Consider the following 15,683-nt stretch of genomic DNA (forward strand, 5'->3'; position numbering starts at 1 on the left):
TATGAAAAAAGAAAAATGCCGCCACCAACTGTTTGACTATGAAGCCGACTATGTCATTTGTACGGCCTGCCTCTTTCTGCCTCTGCTCTTTCCTTGCCATATCGGTCTTTGGGTAGCAGTGATTGGAATTTTGGCGACCTAAATCCTGCCCGGCTTTCTCAGTAATCCCAATCGCGGTTTTGTCTCGGCTGATCTCAGCCCCATCGATTTTCCTCATTTGATTGAGCGGCTGTTTCTTCTGGACATTATCACTTTTGGGTAGAAGTTGATTGGGCTTTCCGAGCATTTCGGCAATGAAAATTTCTCCCCCCTGTCTGTCCTTCTGCCCTACACTCCTTGTAATAAGCTAGAACGTAGATTTTCAATGAGGTTTCTGCTTATAGAGGTAGCGCTTCCGATTCTAAGCTTGATAGCTAGCCTGCTGTTCTTTTCTGCTCATGCTCTGGCAACGGTCAGGCTGGCTTTCTTGGTTACAGCTGCGATAATGGTTTATTTTGTCCGTTTTAATCTGACTAGCAAAACCTAACCCTAAAAAGGGACAGTTTGCGGCTGTTTCTTTTTTGCTGTCGGTGTGTTTTTTTGTGGTTAGAAAAATAGCTTCATTCTAAGTGACAATGGAAAAACAATTTTTCTTTGTTTTGAAAAAACATGAAAAAATGCTATAATAGGTTAGATATGTAAACCTAAGGTTTGCAAGACTGTAATTCGACTTGGCTAGCCAAGGACCGTTAGTAATAAAATAAAGAATCTTTGATAAAAGCGAGGTTCTGAAAATTGAATAGGAGAAAAAATGAGTAAGAGCCATATTAAATTAATTGCTTTGGGCGGCGTACGTGAAAATGGTAAAAATCTCTACGTTGCCGAAGTGGATGATTCCATTTTTGTATTGGATGTTGGGCTGAAGTACCCAGAAAATGAGCAGTTGGGTGTGGATTATGTCGTTCCCAACATGGACTATTTGTTTGAAAACAAGAAGCGGATTGCGGGTGTCTTTCTGACGCACGGGCACGCGGATGCGATTGGTGCTCTGCCTAATCTTTTGGCAGATGCTAAGGTGCCGGTTTTCGGATCAGAGTTGACGATTGAGCTGGCTAAGCTTTTTGTTAAAAATAACGATGCGGTTAAGAAGTTCAATGATTTCCATGTGATTGATGAAAATACTGAGATTGAATTTGGCAAAACAGTGGTTTCCTTCTTCCGGACGACTCACTCGATTCCTGAGAGTTTGGGAGTTGTCATCAAGACCAGAAAAGGCAGTATCGTTTATACAGGCGATTTCAAGTTTGACCAGTCTGCCAGCCCGTCCTATGCGACAGACTTTGGCCGTCTGGCTGAGATTGGCCGCGAGGGTGTTCTGGCCTTGCTCAGTGATTCAGCCAATGCAGATAGCACTGTTCAGGTGGCTAGCGAGAGCGAGGTTGGCAAGGAAATCGAAGATACGATTGCCGACTGGGACGGCCGTGTGATTGTTGCGGCGGTTGCTAGCAACTTATCTCGTATCCAGCAGGTCTTTGATGCAGCGGCAGAGACTGGCCGCCGCGTGGTTTTGACAGGCTTTGATGTTGAAAACATCGTTCGTACGGCTATCCGTCTCAAGAAGCTGTCCTTGGTGGACGAACGCCTCTTGATCAAGCCCAAGGAAATGTCTAAGTTTGAAGACCATGAACTGATTATCTTGGAGACTGGCCGGATGGGTGAGCCTATCAATGGCCTGCGCAAGATGTCAATTGGCCGTCACCGCTATGTGGAAATCAAGGAAGGCGATTTGATTTACATCGTAACGACGCCGTCAATTGCCAAGGAAGCTGTCGTGGCTCGCGTGGAAAATATGATTTATCAGGCGGGTGGCATTGTCAAGCTGATTACCCAAAACCTGCGGGTTTCAGGTCATGGAAATGCGCGTGATTTGCAGCTCATGATTAACCTGCTGCAGCCTAAGTACCTCTTCCCGATTCAGGGTGAGTACCGCGGATTGGATGCTCATGCCAAGGCTGCCATGGAAGTTGGCATGCTGCCGGAAAATATCTTCATTCCTAAGCGTGGCAGCATCATGGAATACGACCATGGTGATTTTGTGCCAGCTGGTGCAGTATCAGCTGGAGATGTCATGATTGATGGAAATGCGATTGGCGATGTGGGTAATATCGTCCTCCGCGACCGCAAGGTCTTGTCTGAAGATGGTATTTTCATCGTGGCACTCACAGTTAACCGTAAGGAAAAGAAAATCATTTCCAAGGCTAAAGTACATACCCGTGGATTTGTCTATGTTAAGAAGAGCAGAGATATTTTGCGCGAAAGCTCTGACATTATCAATAAAACCGTGGAAGACTATCTGGCGCAGGATAGCTTTGACTGGGGTGAGCTGAAGGGTGCTGTCCGTGACAGTCTGGCCAAATATCTCTTTGATCAAACCAAGCGTCGCCCAGCTATTTTGCCAGTTGTTATGGAAGTGCGGTAAAAATCTGAACACAAATACAAGAAAAGTCGGGCTTCGGCTTTTTCTTGTCAGAAAGATAGAAGGAGAAATGCGAATGGCAGTGATGAAAATAGAGTATTATTCTGAGGCTTTGGAGATGGAATGGGGCGTTAATGTCCTCTATCCGGACGCAGCTCGTGTGGACAAGCCGGATGATAAGGACATTCCTGTTTTGTACTTGCTTCATGGTATGAACGGGAATCACAATAGCTGGCTCAAGCGCTCAAATATTGAGCGTCTGGTTCGCTCGACCAACTTGATTGTTGTCATGCCTAATACCAGCAATGGCTGGTACACCGATACTCAGTACGGCTTTAACTATTACGAAGCTATCGCTGAGGAGCTGCCTCGGGTGCTCAAGCGCTTTTTCCCAAATATGTCGGATAAGCGGGAGAAGAATTTTATCGCTGGTCTTTCCATGGGCGGATATGGAGCCTTTAAGCTGGCTCTCAAGTCTAACCGCTTTTCATACGCGGCTAGTCTTTCAGGCGCTTTGAGTTTTCTTGATGCTCGTCCAGATAATGCTGAAATGGCAACGCCAGCCTATTGGCGAGGAGTTTTTGGAGACTATAAGGACTGGACCAGCAGCCCCCATTCGCTGGAGAGTATAGCCAAGCAATCTGATAAAAAAACCAAGCTTTGGGCTTGGTGTGGCGAAGAAGATTTTCTCTACAAGGCCAATCAGAAGGCAGTGAAAAACCTGCAAGACTTAGGTTTGGAGATTACTTACAGCCACAGTCCAGGTAAGCATGAGTGGTATTACTGGGAAAAGCAGCTGGAGAATGTGCTGGCCTGGCTTCCTATCGACTTCCAGCTGGAAGAGCGCCTGTCGTAAAAATAGACTGTAAAGTCGTATTCTGCCCTCAGAGTATGATATAATGATTACGTTTGAAAATCGGAGTGGGAATGATTCCCCGAAATACAAATAGGAGAATGGAACTTTGACAAAAGCGATTCGAGTGCGTTATGCACCAAGTCCGACTGGACTTTTACACATCGGAAATGCGCGGACTGCGCTCTTTAACTATCTCTATGCTCGTCACTATGGTGGAACATTCATTATCCGTATCGAGGATACAGACCGCAAGCGCCATGTAGAAGACGGAGAACGCTCACAGCTTGAAAACTTACGCTGGCTGGGTATTGACTGGGATGAGAGTCCTGAGACTCACGAAAACTACCGTCAGTCTGAGCGCTTGGATATTTACCAAAAATACGTTAATGAACTCTTGGACAAGGGCTTGGCTTACAAGTCCTATGTAACTGAGGAAGAATTAGCGGCTGAACGCGAACGTCAGGAAGCGGCTGGCGAAACACCGCGTTATATCAATGAGTTTCTAGGTATGTCTGAGGAAGAAAAGGCAGCCTATATTGCTGAGCGCGAAGCAGCGGGCATCATTCCAACGGTTCGTCTGGCTGTTAATGACGCTGGTGTCTATAAGTGGATTGACATGGTCAAGGGCGAAATTGAGTTTGAAGGCGGAAATATCGGTGGTGACTGGGTTATCCAGAAGAAAGATGGCTATCCAACGTACAACTTTGCTGTGGTTATTGATGACCATCTGATGGAAATTTCACACGTTATTCGGGGAGATGACCACATTGCCAACACACCTAAGCAGCTCATGGTTTATGAAGCTTTAGGCTGGGAAGCTCCAGAATTTGGCCACATGACCCTGATTATCAACTCTGAAACAGGTAAGAAGTTGTCCAAGCGCGATACCAATACCTTGCAGTTTATCGAGGATTATCGCAAGAAGGGCTACCTGCCAGAAGCAGTCTTTAACTTTATTGCACTGCTGGGCTGGAATCCTGGCGGCGAGCATGAGATTTTCTCTCGCCAAGAGTTGATTGAGCTTTTTGATGAAAAACGTCTCAGTAAGTCCCCAGCTGCTTTTGACCAGAAGAAGCTGGACTGGATGAACAACGAATACATCAAGAATGCGGATTTTGACACAATTTTCGCTCTAGCTAAGCCGTACTTGGAAGAAGCGGGCCGTTTGACAGATAAGGCAGAAAAGCTTGTAGAGCTCTACAAACCACAAATGAAGTCTGTAGACGAAATTGTGCCGCTGACAGACCTCTTCTTTGCGGACTTCCCAGAGTTGACAGATGCGGAGCGTGAGGTCATGGCTGGTGAAACGGTACCGACTGTGTTGACAGCTTTCAAAGAAAAGTTAGAAGCTATGTCGGATGCAGATTTTGTGACGGAAAACATCTTCCCGCAAATCAAGGCTGTCCAAAAAGAGACAGGGATCAAAGGCAAAAACCTCTTCATGCCGATTCGGATCGCCGTTTCGGGTGAAATGCATGGACCAGAGCTGCCAGATACGATTTATCTATTAGGCCGCGAAAAATCCATCCAGCATATCGAAAACATGCTGAATCAAATTCAATAAGATAAACCAGCTTTTGAGCTGGTTTTTACTTTGCAAATTTTTGTTTTTATGTCACAATTGTAATAAGAAAATACCTTAAGGAGAGAAAAATGAAAAAATGGATCATTATCTTGGTTGGAGGGTTAGTAGCTTTACTCGTGCTAGTAACCTGTAACCAAAAGAAAGAGCAGACGCCTCCCGCTTCCAACAATTCTAAAGTAAGTTCGACTAGTTCTGCATCTTCTAAAAAGTCTGAAAGAGGGGCCAATTCGAGCGAACTTGATGGTCAAGCGGACAATCAGGAAACTTCTGATACCAGCTCTCAGCAGAATTCGGAAACTGAAGCTGAAAAGTCTGCCAAGGAAGCTAGCAAAGGAGGGAAAGGGACGGCATCAACTTCTAGTTTGGATATGAAGGCCATTGCTTCTGGAGATTTTTCCAGCATGATTGGTACTTGGCAGGATGCCAAAGGGAACAGTTATACATTCGATGCGTCTGGTATCGAGTCAGATGTTGCCAAGCTTGAGACAGGAGATTACTCTGGGCCAGATGAAAATGGGATTTACCGAGCAGGGATTCGTTGGAAAAACCAAACCGGTGCTGCCTTTCTCATCATTCCAGCAGGAAAGAGTCTGCCAGCTGGGGAGACTGTCAATGGGACGGATCCGACTGATACCGGTCAAGATCGTTTCATCATCACCCAGAGCGTTTCCGAACATCCCGATGTTTTTTACCGTGTAAAATAAGGAGTCTTGACAGACTCTTTTTTTCTCATTTTGAGTTCAGTATATAATATATTGATGTTGAATAAAAATTGATAAAACGTTTTTATTTTAATAAATATTAAATTTCCTCTTGACATTCGCATTTTCATACAGTAGAATGTTTAAAAATAAAATGTAGAAGGATAGAGGTAATCATATGGTTAAAGAGAAAGTCATTTTAGCATATTCCGGCGGCTTGGACACTTCAGTGGCCATTACTTGGCTGAACAAGGATTATGATGTGATCGCGGTCTGTATGGACGTAGGTGAAGGAAATGATTTGGATTTCATTCATGACAAGGCGCTGAAAGTTGGCGCTATCGAATCACATGTTATTGATGTTAAAGACGAGTTTGCGGAAGACTACGTCTTGGTTGCTCTGCAAGGACACACCTTCTACGAACGAAAATATCCTCTAGTGTCCGCTCTGAGCCGACCTTTGATTTCTAAGAAATTGGTTGAAATTGCCCACAAGACGGGGGCGACAACCATTGCCCATGGCTGTACCGGAAAAGGAAACGATCAGGTACGTTTTGAAGTCGCTATCGCCTCCTTAGATCCCAAGCTCAAGGTGATTGCTCCGGTTCGGGAGTGGAAATGGTCTCGGGAAGAAGAGATTAATTACGCTAAAGCTAATGGTGTGCCAATTCCAGCAGATCTGGACAGCCCCTACTCAGTTGACCAAAACCTTTGGGGGCGGGCCAATGAGTGTGGTGTCTTGGAAAACCCATGGAATGAAGCACCGGAAGATGCCTATGATTTGACGGTTGCGCCAGAAGAAGCGCCAGACAGCCCAGTCTATGTAAATATTGACTTTGAGGCAGGTGTACCAGTTGCTTTAGATGGTAAAAAGATGAAGCTGGCGGACTTGATTCTTGAGCTGAATGACCTAGCTGGACAGCACGGTGTTGGCCGGATTGACCATGTGGAAAACCGTTTGGTAGGGATTAAGTCTCGGGAAATCTATGAATGCCCTGGGGCGGTGACTCTCTTAGCTGCCCACAAGGAAATCGAGGATCTGACTCTAGTCAGAGAATTGGCTCATTTCAAGCCAATTATCGAAAACGAACTATCTAATCTCATCTACAATGGCCTCTGGTTTAATCCAGCGACAGAAGCTTTGATTGCCTATCTCAAGTCCACCCAGCAGGTGGTCAATGGCACAGCTAAAGTGAAGCTGTATAAGGGGGCTGCGACAGTCGTAGCGCGTAAGTCTGACAATTCTCTCTACGACGAAAGTCTGGCTACCTATACTAGTGCAGATACCTTTGACCAGGATGCCGCGATTGGCTTTATCAAGCTGTGGGGGCTTCCGTCTAAGGTTCACGCAGAGGTTCAGGCTCACAAAGACAAATAGAAAGGGGCTTTCCTATGGCGAATCATAAACTGTGGGGTGGGCGTTTTGAAGCCTCTCTGGAAGGCTGGGTAGAGGAGTTTGGCGCTAGCATTGGCTTTGACTATCGTCTGGCTCCTTATGATCTGCAGGGCAGCCTAGCCCATGTCAAAATGTTGGGGCAGACAGGAATCATTGCTCCTGAGGAAGCGGCTGCTATTCAGGCAGGCTTAGAAAAGCTGTTAGCACGTTATGAGGCTGGAGAGCTTGAGTTTGATGTGCGTAATGAAGATATTCATATGAATATGGAGGCTCTTCTGACTGAGGAGATTGGGCCAGTGGCTGGTAAGCTTCATACGGCTCGCTCTCGTAATGACCAGGTGGCGACAGATATGCACCTTTATCTCAAGGATCAGCTCGGTCAGATTGCGGATAAACTCTTGAATCTGCGTCAGGTGCTATTGGACTTGGCAGAAGAGCATGTAGAGACCATCATGCCAGGCTATACCCATCTGCAACATGCCCAGCCGATTAGCTTTGCTCATCATCTGCTGGCCTATTATCAGATGTTCAGCCGGGATAGTCAGCGCTTTGCCTTTAATCTGGAGCATACGGATTTGTCTCCTTTAGGAGCAGCAGCTCTGGCGGGGACAACGTTTCCTATTGACAGGGAGCTGACGGCTGATTTATTGGGCTTCAAAGGTATTTACCACAATTCCTTGGATGCGGTAAGTGATCGAGACTTTATCTTGGAGTTTCTATCTAACAGCAGCATTCTCATCATGCATCTGTCTCGTCTCTGCGAGGAGCTGATTAACTGGTGCAGCTATGAATATGGCTTTGTCAGTCTGTCAGACACCTTTAGTACAGGATCATCCATTATGCCGCAAAAGAAAAATCCGGACATGGCGGAGCTGATTCGGGGTAAGAGCGGCCGGGTCTATGGCCATCTCTTCAGTCTTCTGACGGTTATGAAATCCCTGCCCTTGGCCTATAACAAGGACCTGCAGGAAGACAAGGAAGGCATGTTCGATACAGTAGATACTATCCAAAAATCGCTGGATATTATGGCGGGTATGCTGTCTAGTATGACAGTCAATAAGGAAAAAATGCTGGTTTCAACCCAGCAAGACTTCTCCAATGCGACAGAATTGGCTGACTATCTGGCCAAGAAAGGACTGCCTTTCCGGGAAGCCCATGAGATTGTCGGAAAGTTGGTGCTGGAATGCAGCAAGGCAGGCTATTATCTACAGGATATCCCGCTGAGCCGTTATCAGGAAGTGTCGTCTCTGATTGAGGAAGATATTTATCAAGTTCTTGAGTCGCAGACTGCTGTACAGAAGCGGAATTCCCTTGGCGGGACAGGATTTGCACAGATCCGTCAGGAGTTGGAAAGAGCGAAGAAACAGCTGAAAAAGGGATAAGATATAGGGAACGCCGCAAAGAAATTGCGGTGTTTTTTAAGTGAATCAACCTTTTAAATATTTGCAAAACCGGCGTCATAGCAGGACTTATTGGCATTTTCGAAAAATATGGTATAATAGATATAATTTTGGTGGATGGAGTTGAGTTTTGAGAAAAAACTATCGCGTCAAGAGCGAAAAAGATTTTAATGCGATTTTTAAAAGTGGACAGAGTTTTGCTAATCGAAAATTTGTCGTTTACATGTTAGAAAAAGAGCAAAAGCATTTTCGGGTTGGAATTTCGGTCAGTAAAAAGCTGGGGAATGCAGTAGTTCGTAATCGTATTAAAAGAAAAATCCGCCATGTCTTGATGCAGCATCAGAAACAGTTAGTCCAGGCGGACTTCGTAGTTATCGCTCGCAAAGGAGTGGAAGAGTTGGACTACCACCAAGTTGAACAAAATTTATTGCATGTATTAAAGATTGCTAAACTTTATCAGGAAGGATTCATTTGTGAAACAGAAAAGTAAATTAGGGATTTTGCTGGTTGCCTCGCTGCTCTTTCTCACAGCCTGCGGAACCAGTCAAGTTACAGCCGATTCACATGGCTTCTGGGAACAGCTAGTATATTTCTTTGCAGACACCATTCGTTTTCTATCCTTTGGTGGAAGTAAGGGAATTGGGATTATTCTCTTTACCTTGATTATCCGGACAGTTCTCCTGCCGGTCTTCCAATTCCAGACGACTTCTTCACGCAAGCTGCAGGAAGTACAGCCGCATATCAAGCGCCTGCAGGAAAAGTATCCTGGTAAGGATATGGAGAGCAGAACAGCCTTGGCTGAGGAAACTCAAAAGCTCTACAAAGAAAAGGGTGTCAATCCTTATGCCTCATTCATTCCGCTCTTTATCCAGATGCCAGTGCTCTTGGCTCTGTTTCAAGCACTGACTCGGGTTGATTTTATGAAGACAGGTCACTTCCTCTGGCTCAATCTAGGAGCGACAGATCCGACCTTTATTCTTCCGCTGTTGGCGGCTCTCTTCACTTTCCTCAGTACGTGGCTTTCAAACAAAGCCTTGCCGGAGAGAAATGGCGGGATGACAGTCATGATGTACCTGTTGCCAGTTGCGATTTTCTTTTTCGCCCTCTATGCAGCGAGTGGGGTGGCCCTCTACTGGGCGGTCTCAAATGCTTATCAGGTGGTTCAGACCTTGCTGCTGAGCAATCCTTTTAAAATCATTGCCGAGCGGGAAGCCAAGGAACGGTCAGAGCGCCAATTGGAACAGAAAAAGAAACGTGCCCTAAAAAAAGCACAGAAAAAGAAAAAGTAAGTAAGAAGGAGGACTCTTGCAATGGTTATTTTTACAGGAGCAAGTGTTGAAGAAGCCATTCAAAATGGTTTGAAAACGTTGGATATTCCACGGATGAGAGCGCATATCACTGTTATTTCACGTGAGAAAAAAGGCTTTTTAGGTCTGTTTGGCAAGAAGCCAGCTCAGGTGGATGTCGAGCCGATTGCTGAGACGACAGTTGTTAAAGCCAATCAAAAGGCTGTAAAAGGTGTTCCCGAAGAGATTAACGCTCAGAATGAGCCTGTGCAGTCTGTCAGTGAAGCAACGGTTGATTTGGGTCGTGTGGTAGCTGCTATCAAGAAGGTCGAAGGAGAAGGCGAAGTTATCTCAGATGAGGTCAAGGCTGAAATTCTCAAAAATGACAAGCAAGCCAATACGATTTTAGAAGAGACGGGCACCATTGATCTTATCAAGACCAACCAAGCTATTGATGAGGCAGTTGCTCAAGCAGAAGCGGACGATAGCAAGGTTATCTCTTTTGAACAAGCGGCTAAAGACAAGGCTGAGCTGACAGAAACAGAAGAAAGCTCTTTTGCTGACTTAGGCATCCAAGTCGAAGCAGACTACGATATTGAAGAAGTGGTTGACAACGTAACGAACTATGTTCAGAAAATCGTTGATGAGATGGATGTTGAAGCGGGTATTTCCAGCAGCCACAACCGCCGTACCATTAACATGCAGATTGATACTAATGAACCGGGGCGCGTGATTGGCTACCACGGAAAAGTCTTGAAAGCTCTGCAGCTATTAGCGCAAAACTATCTTTATAACCAATATTCTAAGAGCTTCTATATTTCCATTAATGTCAATGATTATGTTGAGCATCGGGCAGAAGTACTGCAAAGCTATGCGCAGAAACTGGCTCAGCGGGCTTTGGAAGACCGACGCGGTCAGCACACAGACCCTATGTCTAACAGCGAGCGCAAAATTATCCACCGCATCATTTCTCGCATCGATGGCGTGACTAGCTATTCCGAAGGCGACGAGCCCAACCGCTATGTCGTCGTGGATATTGATAGCGAATAAAAAGAAAGCCAGCAGAGATGCTGGTTTTTGTATATAGAAAGGATTTTTTATGTCACTTTTTCCAGCTATTGAAAGTTATCTGCCTCATCAAGGGGCTAAGTATATATCTCCAGACAAGGCAGGGCAGCTGCGTGAGTCTATGTTGGAGCTAAGAGCTAAGGGCCAGGCGGCACGCAAGGAATTTGCGGATTTGGTCAAGGATTTTCAGAGCCTCTATCCTAAGCTGACCTTGGAGCGAACCAGCCAGTGGATGAATCAAGCGCAGATACTGCGGCCCCATTTTTGGAATTATCTTAAAGGCTATGGAGAAATCACAGAACCGATGTTTGCTCTGCGCTTGTATGGAACTGCAGAAGATTTTGGGGTATCGCTGGAGGTGAGCTTTATGGAGCGCAAGAAAGATGAGCACAGCCTCAGCAAGCAAAATCGGGTCTTGGAGTTGCCTATTCAGTCGCCAGCTTACTATTTTGCTCAGATAGATGGTGTGAGTCAGCGTTTTGAAGGAACTGAGGAAAATCGCCAGTTCCTTACTCAGCAGCTGGCAGTCGGTCAGGTTCGTAAGGTCTTGGTCAAATACGATGTTCCCCTTTCTCGGGCTGTTTCAAGAGAGCAGGTGCTGTCTCAGCTGCAGGAGGCCATGACAGCTTTGATTCCCTTTTATGAAGCGACTCGGACTTTATGAGTACGTTTACAAAGAGAAAGTTATTTAAGTAAGTATTGACAAAAGCCCCAGAATCATATAGAATGGTAAAGTATGTTTAGTAACTGATCACAACTAGCCGGCTAAACGAATACAAGAATCTAAGAGGAGGTATTCATCGTGAAACGTACTTATCAACCAAGTAAAATCCGTCGTGCGCGTAAACATGGTTTCCGCCACCGTATGTCAACTAAAAACGGTCGTCGTGTATTGGCAGCTCGCCGTCGTAAAGGACGCAAAGTTTTGGCTGCTTAATCCAAACGATTTATCAAGAAACCAGCGGAGACTCGAGACCGCTGGTTTTTTTATGCTAAATTTATGGGTGAAATTCAATAGACTGGCAGGAAAGTTCCTCTTTTTGGCCAGTGCCTTTATTCATGACTTCTACATACCAGTCTCCTTTGTGGCTAAATAGTTTGATAAATTGAACTTGGAGAGACTGCTGTTCATACTTAATTGGAAAAAATTCTTCCTGCCTGTGCAATAAAATATCAAGAATGATTCGCAACTGAGAGTTGTTGATTGTTTTCCTGACTTCTGGTTGAAGGATTTTCTCGATTTTTGCAATTTTGCTTAACTGCTGTTCTGAAATCGATTTTTCAAATTTTTCTTTTAATTTTTGCAGGTCAATATCAAAAGGGCACATATTGTAGTTTTCTAGAGTCAGCATGGAAAAATACAAGGCAGAAATTTCATCTATGGAGAAAATAATAGGAGATAACAAGTCGTTGCTAAGAATTTTATAACTGCCATTCCGGCCTAAGTCAGAATAAATTGGAATGCCTAACGTTTCAAGGCTGGCAATATCACGAAGGGCAGTGCTTTTTGAAATATGATATCGATTCATAATATCTTTTAGGTTGAATTGTCTTTTCTTATTGAGAAAAATAAGCATATCGTTAATTCTTTGAGATTTATTCATGAGAAACTCCATATTTTTATGAAATGGTTTCAAATAATGATACCTTTTTATATTATACTAGTTTTAGAGAAAATAATAAAGGAGTCAAATATGAATCAATATTTTAAGGCCTTATTGGTAGAACAGACAGAAATGGCTCTAGCTACTTCTGTAAAGGATATCCCAAATGTAAGAATTGTAAATTTTTATTATGATGAGGAGACAAAGAAATTGTTCTTTATCTCATTTAAAAATAGTCATAAAATTCAAGAGTTGGCAATCAATAATCGTATTGCTCTTACAACAGTCCCGAAAGGTGATGGGAGGTATATCCGGATTCAAGGGAGAGTCAAAGAAAGCCAGCTTTCTATTGAGAATATAAGAAGCGTTTTTGTCCAGAAGTATCCTTATTATCAAGATATTATTGAGCAGCATAGCAACTCCTTGCAACTTTTTGAAGTATCTTTTTCTAATGCCTTCTTGGTCTTAGATAATAATCAAGTTGAGAAAATCAAACTATAAGGAGAAAATAGATGGTTGAGATAAAAAGATGCAATTGGGCTGAAAATAGTGAGCTTGAGAGAAATTATCATGACCATGACTGGGGGCGACCTGTGCATGACGAGCATAAACTCTTTAAAATGTTGATTTTGGAAGGTCAGCAGGCGGGCTTGAGCTGGCAAACTATTTTGTCAAAAATGGATGCTATGACAGAGGCTTATGAAAACTTCAATCCTGAAATACTCTCCAACTATGACGAGCAGAAGATTGAAGAATTGCTTAGTGATCAAAGAGTGATACGAAATAGGCTGAAAATAAAGGCAGTTATAAAAAATGCTAAAGCCTATTTAAAACTAAAAGAAGACTATGGTAGTTTGGATTCTTATATTTGGTCTTTTGTAAAGAATGAACCGATTCTTAATTCATGGTCTAGTATTGAAGAGGTGCCTGCTCGAACGGATCTATCCGATAAAATTAGTAAAGAACTCAAAAAGAAAGGTTTTTCTTTTGTTGGCTCTACGACTGTATATGCCTTTATGCAGTCCATTGGCATGGTCAATGATCATTTGCTGACCTGTGATTTTAGGATATAATCATTTTTCTTTGAATTGGAAAGGTGAGCGGTCTATTATCGAATGCTGGTAAATGATATAAAAAACCAGAAAGAAACTGATTTTCTTTCTGGTTTTTTGTGTATAGTTGAGCACAGTTGCTTATTTTGCTACTGGTAAAAGCATTGGATACAGATAGCAGAGCAAGGTAAAGCTTATCAGGGCGTAAAAGATACCGATGCGAATAGCTTGGATAGATTTGTAGAAGCGAATCAGGGTCAGTAGGCACCAAACCAAGAGAACTAGGATAAACCATGCTGAAATCAAGCGCAGCGGTGTTGGTCCGTAAAGGTAGATGTAGATGCCAAATAATTTCCAGCCGGCTAGCAAGGCCAGCAGACCAGTAAAGATAAAGAGAATAGTAGCTGCGAATCGCGTCCCTTTCTGATCCCAGAGCGGTTTTTTGGCAATCAGATAGAAGACACCTAGGACTGCAAAGTTAAGGATAGACACCCGAACCAGCTGCCAGAAGCCAGCTACGGCAACAGTTGAAGCATTCTGCGGAGAAATAGCCTGAGCTACTGTTCCGGCGCTTAGGAGCTGACCGAGCTCACCCAGACCCGTTAGGAAGAAGAGAGCATAGGTCAGGCAAAGGCTGCCGATGATAATGTAGGCTGCGAAAGCGGGTGCTACTCGCAAAGGGTGGATACTTGCTTGGAATTTTTTGTAGCTAAGTTTAGTATCTTTTTTGCCTAACAGACTGCCGGCTAGGAGGCCGTACAAGTACAGACTAACAGGAACAGCCAGGCAGGCCTTGAAGAGAATCATGCTGCTATCAAGACTTGAAAAGAGGGAGTCAAGGAGATTTTCAATAATATCAGCGGTATTGCTGAAGAATGAGGCAAAGCTGTCTGAAACCTGACTTAGTTGGGACCAGACAAAATAGACCAAGATTCCTGCGACAAAGAAGCTGCTGACGATAATCGTGAGCTGTTGGGCTTTCTTTGAAGATAGACTGTCAGAGCTGTCGTAAGAGTCCTGCTGCTTACCTTCTATAAAGACTAGAATAGCAGCAATGAAATTTTTAAAGGGCAGGATGCAGAAGGCTTGAATGGCATCAAACCAGACCAGGATCCCCAAACGCCCCTGGCTTAACCAGCCGGTGCGGGACAGAATGTAGAAGGCGAATGAGATGTAGATGGCTAGAAATTGGAAAAATTCTAGCTGGCGATGAAGTCCCCAGAGACTTAAAGCTAGGGCTTGAGCTAGCGTCATGACCAAAAAGCTTCTAGCCTCTAATCTGCTGTCAAGATTCTTTATCTGCAGAGATGGATAGGCTAATTTCCTGATTAGGGCTTCGCTTAGCAATATAAGACCGATTGCAAAAGGGAAAAAGGATGCCGTTTGATAATTAAAAAATACTGCAGAGTAAAAGTAGGTTAAAAGATAGAGGATTAGATAGCTGATTTTAAAGAATCGCAGTTGCTTGTCCTCTAGGCCTGCGAAGATGGTCTTTCTTTCTTCCTCTGCGGGCAGACAAGGCTGGATATTCATCTGATCTTGTGCTGGGTATTCCATAATTATTTCTCCTCCTCATCAGGGATATATTCCAAAATATCGCCAGGCTGGCAGTCTAATTCACGGCAGAGAGCGTTGAGTGTTGAAAAACGGACTGCCTTGGCTCGATTATTTTTTAGGATAGATAGATTGGCTGGAGTTAGGTCAATCAACTCTGCTAAACGGCCAGCACTGATGCGCTTTTGCGCCATGACAAGGTCTAAATTTATCTGAATCATAAGACCTCCTAAATAGTGTAGTCCACTTGATCCTGCAGCTCAATGGCCTTGCCAAAGGCATTGCGGATGACACGGATAATCAGGGTCAATATACTGCAAGAAACAGTGACTAAGAGCATGGGCAAGTAGGCTGTCAGTCCCATAAAGAGGGAGATAAGAGCGACAGTGCCCACTTCCCAGCCAAGATAGCGCATGTACTGAACATTTTGTGTGATAAAAACCTGATTTTTACCAATGCGGCTAAGGAGTCGATAGAGATGGACAATGCAGGCTAGTGCTAGGCAGCCTAGGACATAGCCAAGCAGCAGCAAGATCCAAAAGCGTGTCTCTCCTTGAAAGAAAGGAGAGGGAAATTCAATAACTAGGTTGACGACCCAAGGTCCTAGGGCTATCAGGATAATGGAAGCAATAAATAAAAGGCTGATACTGATTTTTGTAAGAGTAATGCTCATATATTCAGCAGTCTTTTTCATTTTGTCTGTCATAATTTCCTCCGACTAACGTT

18 protein-coding genes are annotated in these 15,683 nt (G+C 44.1%); 14 read left to right on the top strand and 4 right to left on the bottom strand.

Annotation, left to right across the window (positions count from 1 at the left end; translation table 11 throughout):
* Position 1 precedes the first annotated feature (1 nt).
* The 12 genes from MFP28_RS01240 (at position 2) to rpmH (ending at position 11,684) form a co-directional block, all read left to right on the top strand.
* The gene (locus MFP28_RS01240) at positions 2–142 is read left to right on the top strand and encodes a hypothetical protein (protein WP_173306651.1); all 141 of its coding nucleotides are present in this window, start codon (positions 2–4) and stop codon (positions 140–142) included.
* Between the two features lie 648 nt (positions 143–790).
* Positions 791–2,458 (top strand): ribonuclease J, encoded by a 1,668-nt coding sequence (locus tag MFP28_RS01245; protein ID WP_002907892.1) that lies wholly within the window; start codon positions 791–793, stop codon positions 2,456–2,458.
* Positions 2,459–2,531: 73 nt separating this feature from the next.
* Complete coding sequence (locus tag MFP28_RS01250) at positions 2,532–3,311, top strand: alpha/beta hydrolase (RefSeq protein ID WP_002893923.1); 780 nt, start codon at positions 2,532–2,534, stop codon at positions 3,309–3,311.
* 106 nt (positions 3,312–3,417) lie between these two features.
* The gene (gene gltX / locus MFP28_RS01255) at positions 3,418–4,875 is read left to right on the top strand and encodes a glutamate--tRNA ligase (protein WP_002907895.1); all 1,458 of its coding nucleotides are present in this window, start codon (positions 3,418–3,420) and stop codon (positions 4,873–4,875) included.
* A gap of 89 nt (positions 4,876–4,964) precedes the next feature.
* On the top strand, positions 4,965–5,600 hold the full coding sequence (locus tag MFP28_RS01260) for a DUF6287 domain-containing protein (RefSeq protein ID WP_002907896.1): 636 nt from the start codon (positions 4,965–4,967) through the stop codon (positions 5,598–5,600).
* A gap of 175 nt (positions 5,601–5,775) precedes the next feature.
* The gene (locus tag MFP28_RS01265; protein WP_002907897.1) at positions 5,776–6,975 is read left to right on the top strand and encodes an argininosuccinate synthase; all 1,200 of its coding nucleotides are present in this window, start codon (positions 5,776–5,778) and stop codon (positions 6,973–6,975) included.
* 14 nt (positions 6,976–6,989) lie between these two features.
* The gene (gene argH, locus MFP28_RS01270) at positions 6,990–8,375 is read left to right on the top strand and encodes an argininosuccinate lyase (RefSeq protein ID WP_002907898.1); all 1,386 of its coding nucleotides are present in this window, start codon (positions 6,990–6,992) and stop codon (positions 8,373–8,375) included.
* 148 nt (positions 8,376–8,523) lie between these two features.
* Positions 8,524–8,883: a ribonuclease P protein component gene (gene rnpA / locus MFP28_RS01275; protein ID WP_002907899.1), complete on the top strand. Its 360-nt coding sequence runs from the start codon at positions 8,524–8,526 to the stop codon at positions 8,881–8,883.
* Positions 8,867–9,682, top strand: coding sequence for a membrane protein insertase YidC (locus tag MFP28_RS01280; RefSeq protein WP_002907900.1), 816 nt, complete (start codon positions 8,867–8,869; stop codon positions 9,680–9,682). The genes rnpA and MFP28_RS01280 overlap by 17 nt, the downstream gene beginning before the upstream one ends.
* Positions 9,683–9,703: 21 nt before the next feature.
* On the top strand, positions 9,704–10,729 hold the full coding sequence (jag, locus tag MFP28_RS01285; protein ID WP_002907901.1) for an RNA-binding cell elongation regulator Jag/EloR: 1,026 nt from the start codon (positions 9,704–9,706) through the stop codon (positions 10,727–10,729).
* A 49-nt stretch (positions 10,730–10,778) separates the two neighbouring features.
* Positions 10,779–11,411, top strand: a complete 633-nt coding sequence (locus MFP28_RS01290) for a hypothetical protein (RefSeq protein WP_002907902.1) — start codon at positions 10,779–10,781, stop codon at positions 11,409–11,411.
* A gap of 138 nt (positions 11,412–11,549) precedes the next feature.
* Positions 11,550–11,684 (top strand): 50S ribosomal protein L34, encoded by a 135-nt coding sequence (rpmH, locus tag MFP28_RS01295; RefSeq protein WP_002893904.1) that lies wholly within the window; start codon positions 11,550–11,552, stop codon positions 11,682–11,684.
* Positions 11,685–11,745: 61 nt separating this feature from the next.
* Here the strand turns inward: rpmH and MFP28_RS01300 are convergent, their stop codons facing one another.
* The gene (locus tag MFP28_RS01300; RefSeq protein ID WP_002907903.1) at positions 11,746–12,363 is read right to left on the bottom strand and encodes a helix-turn-helix transcriptional regulator; all 618 of its coding nucleotides are present in this window, start codon (positions 12,361–12,363) and stop codon (positions 11,746–11,748) included.
* 24 nt (positions 12,364–12,387) lie between these two features.
* Between MFP28_RS01300 and MFP28_RS01305 the strand changes: the two genes are divergently transcribed.
* Together MFP28_RS01305 and MFP28_RS01310 are read left to right on the top strand one after the other, a co-directional pair.
* Entirely contained in the window at positions 12,388–12,852 is a 465-nt protein-coding gene (locus MFP28_RS01305) for a pyridoxamine 5'-phosphate oxidase family protein (protein WP_032916313.1), read from the top strand.
* 11 nt (positions 12,853–12,863) lie between these two features.
* Positions 12,864–13,424 (top strand): DNA-3-methyladenine glycosylase I, encoded by a 561-nt coding sequence (locus MFP28_RS01310; protein ID WP_002893899.1) that lies wholly within the window; start codon positions 12,864–12,866, stop codon positions 13,422–13,424.
* 120 nt (positions 13,425–13,544) lie between these two features.
* On the opposite strand, the gene MFP28_RS01315 is transcribed toward MFP28_RS01310, so the two are convergent.
* From MFP28_RS01315 to MFP28_RS01325, 3 genes are read right to left on the bottom strand one after another with little or no spacing between them, the layout of a single operon-like run.
* Complete coding sequence (locus tag MFP28_RS01315; protein WP_002907905.1) at positions 13,545–14,960, bottom strand: DUF4153 domain-containing protein; 1,416 nt, start codon at positions 14,958–14,960, stop codon at positions 13,545–13,547.
* A gap of 2 nt (positions 14,961–14,962) precedes the next feature.
* The gene (locus MFP28_RS01320) at positions 14,963–15,178 is read right to left on the bottom strand and encodes a helix-turn-helix domain-containing protein (protein WP_002893895.1); all 216 of its coding nucleotides are present in this window, start codon (positions 15,176–15,178) and stop codon (positions 14,963–14,965) included.
* Between the two features lie 8 nt (positions 15,179–15,186).
* Positions 15,187–15,663 (bottom strand): DUF2975 domain-containing protein, encoded by a 477-nt coding sequence (locus tag MFP28_RS01325; RefSeq protein ID WP_002907906.1) that lies wholly within the window; start codon positions 15,661–15,663, stop codon positions 15,187–15,189.
* Positions 15,664–15,683 lie beyond the last annotated feature (20 nt).

Source organism: Streptococcus sanguinis, from assembly GCF_050234405.1.
Classification (GTDB): Bacteria; Bacillota; Bacilli; order Lactobacillales; family Streptococcaceae; genus Streptococcus; species Streptococcus sanguinis_W.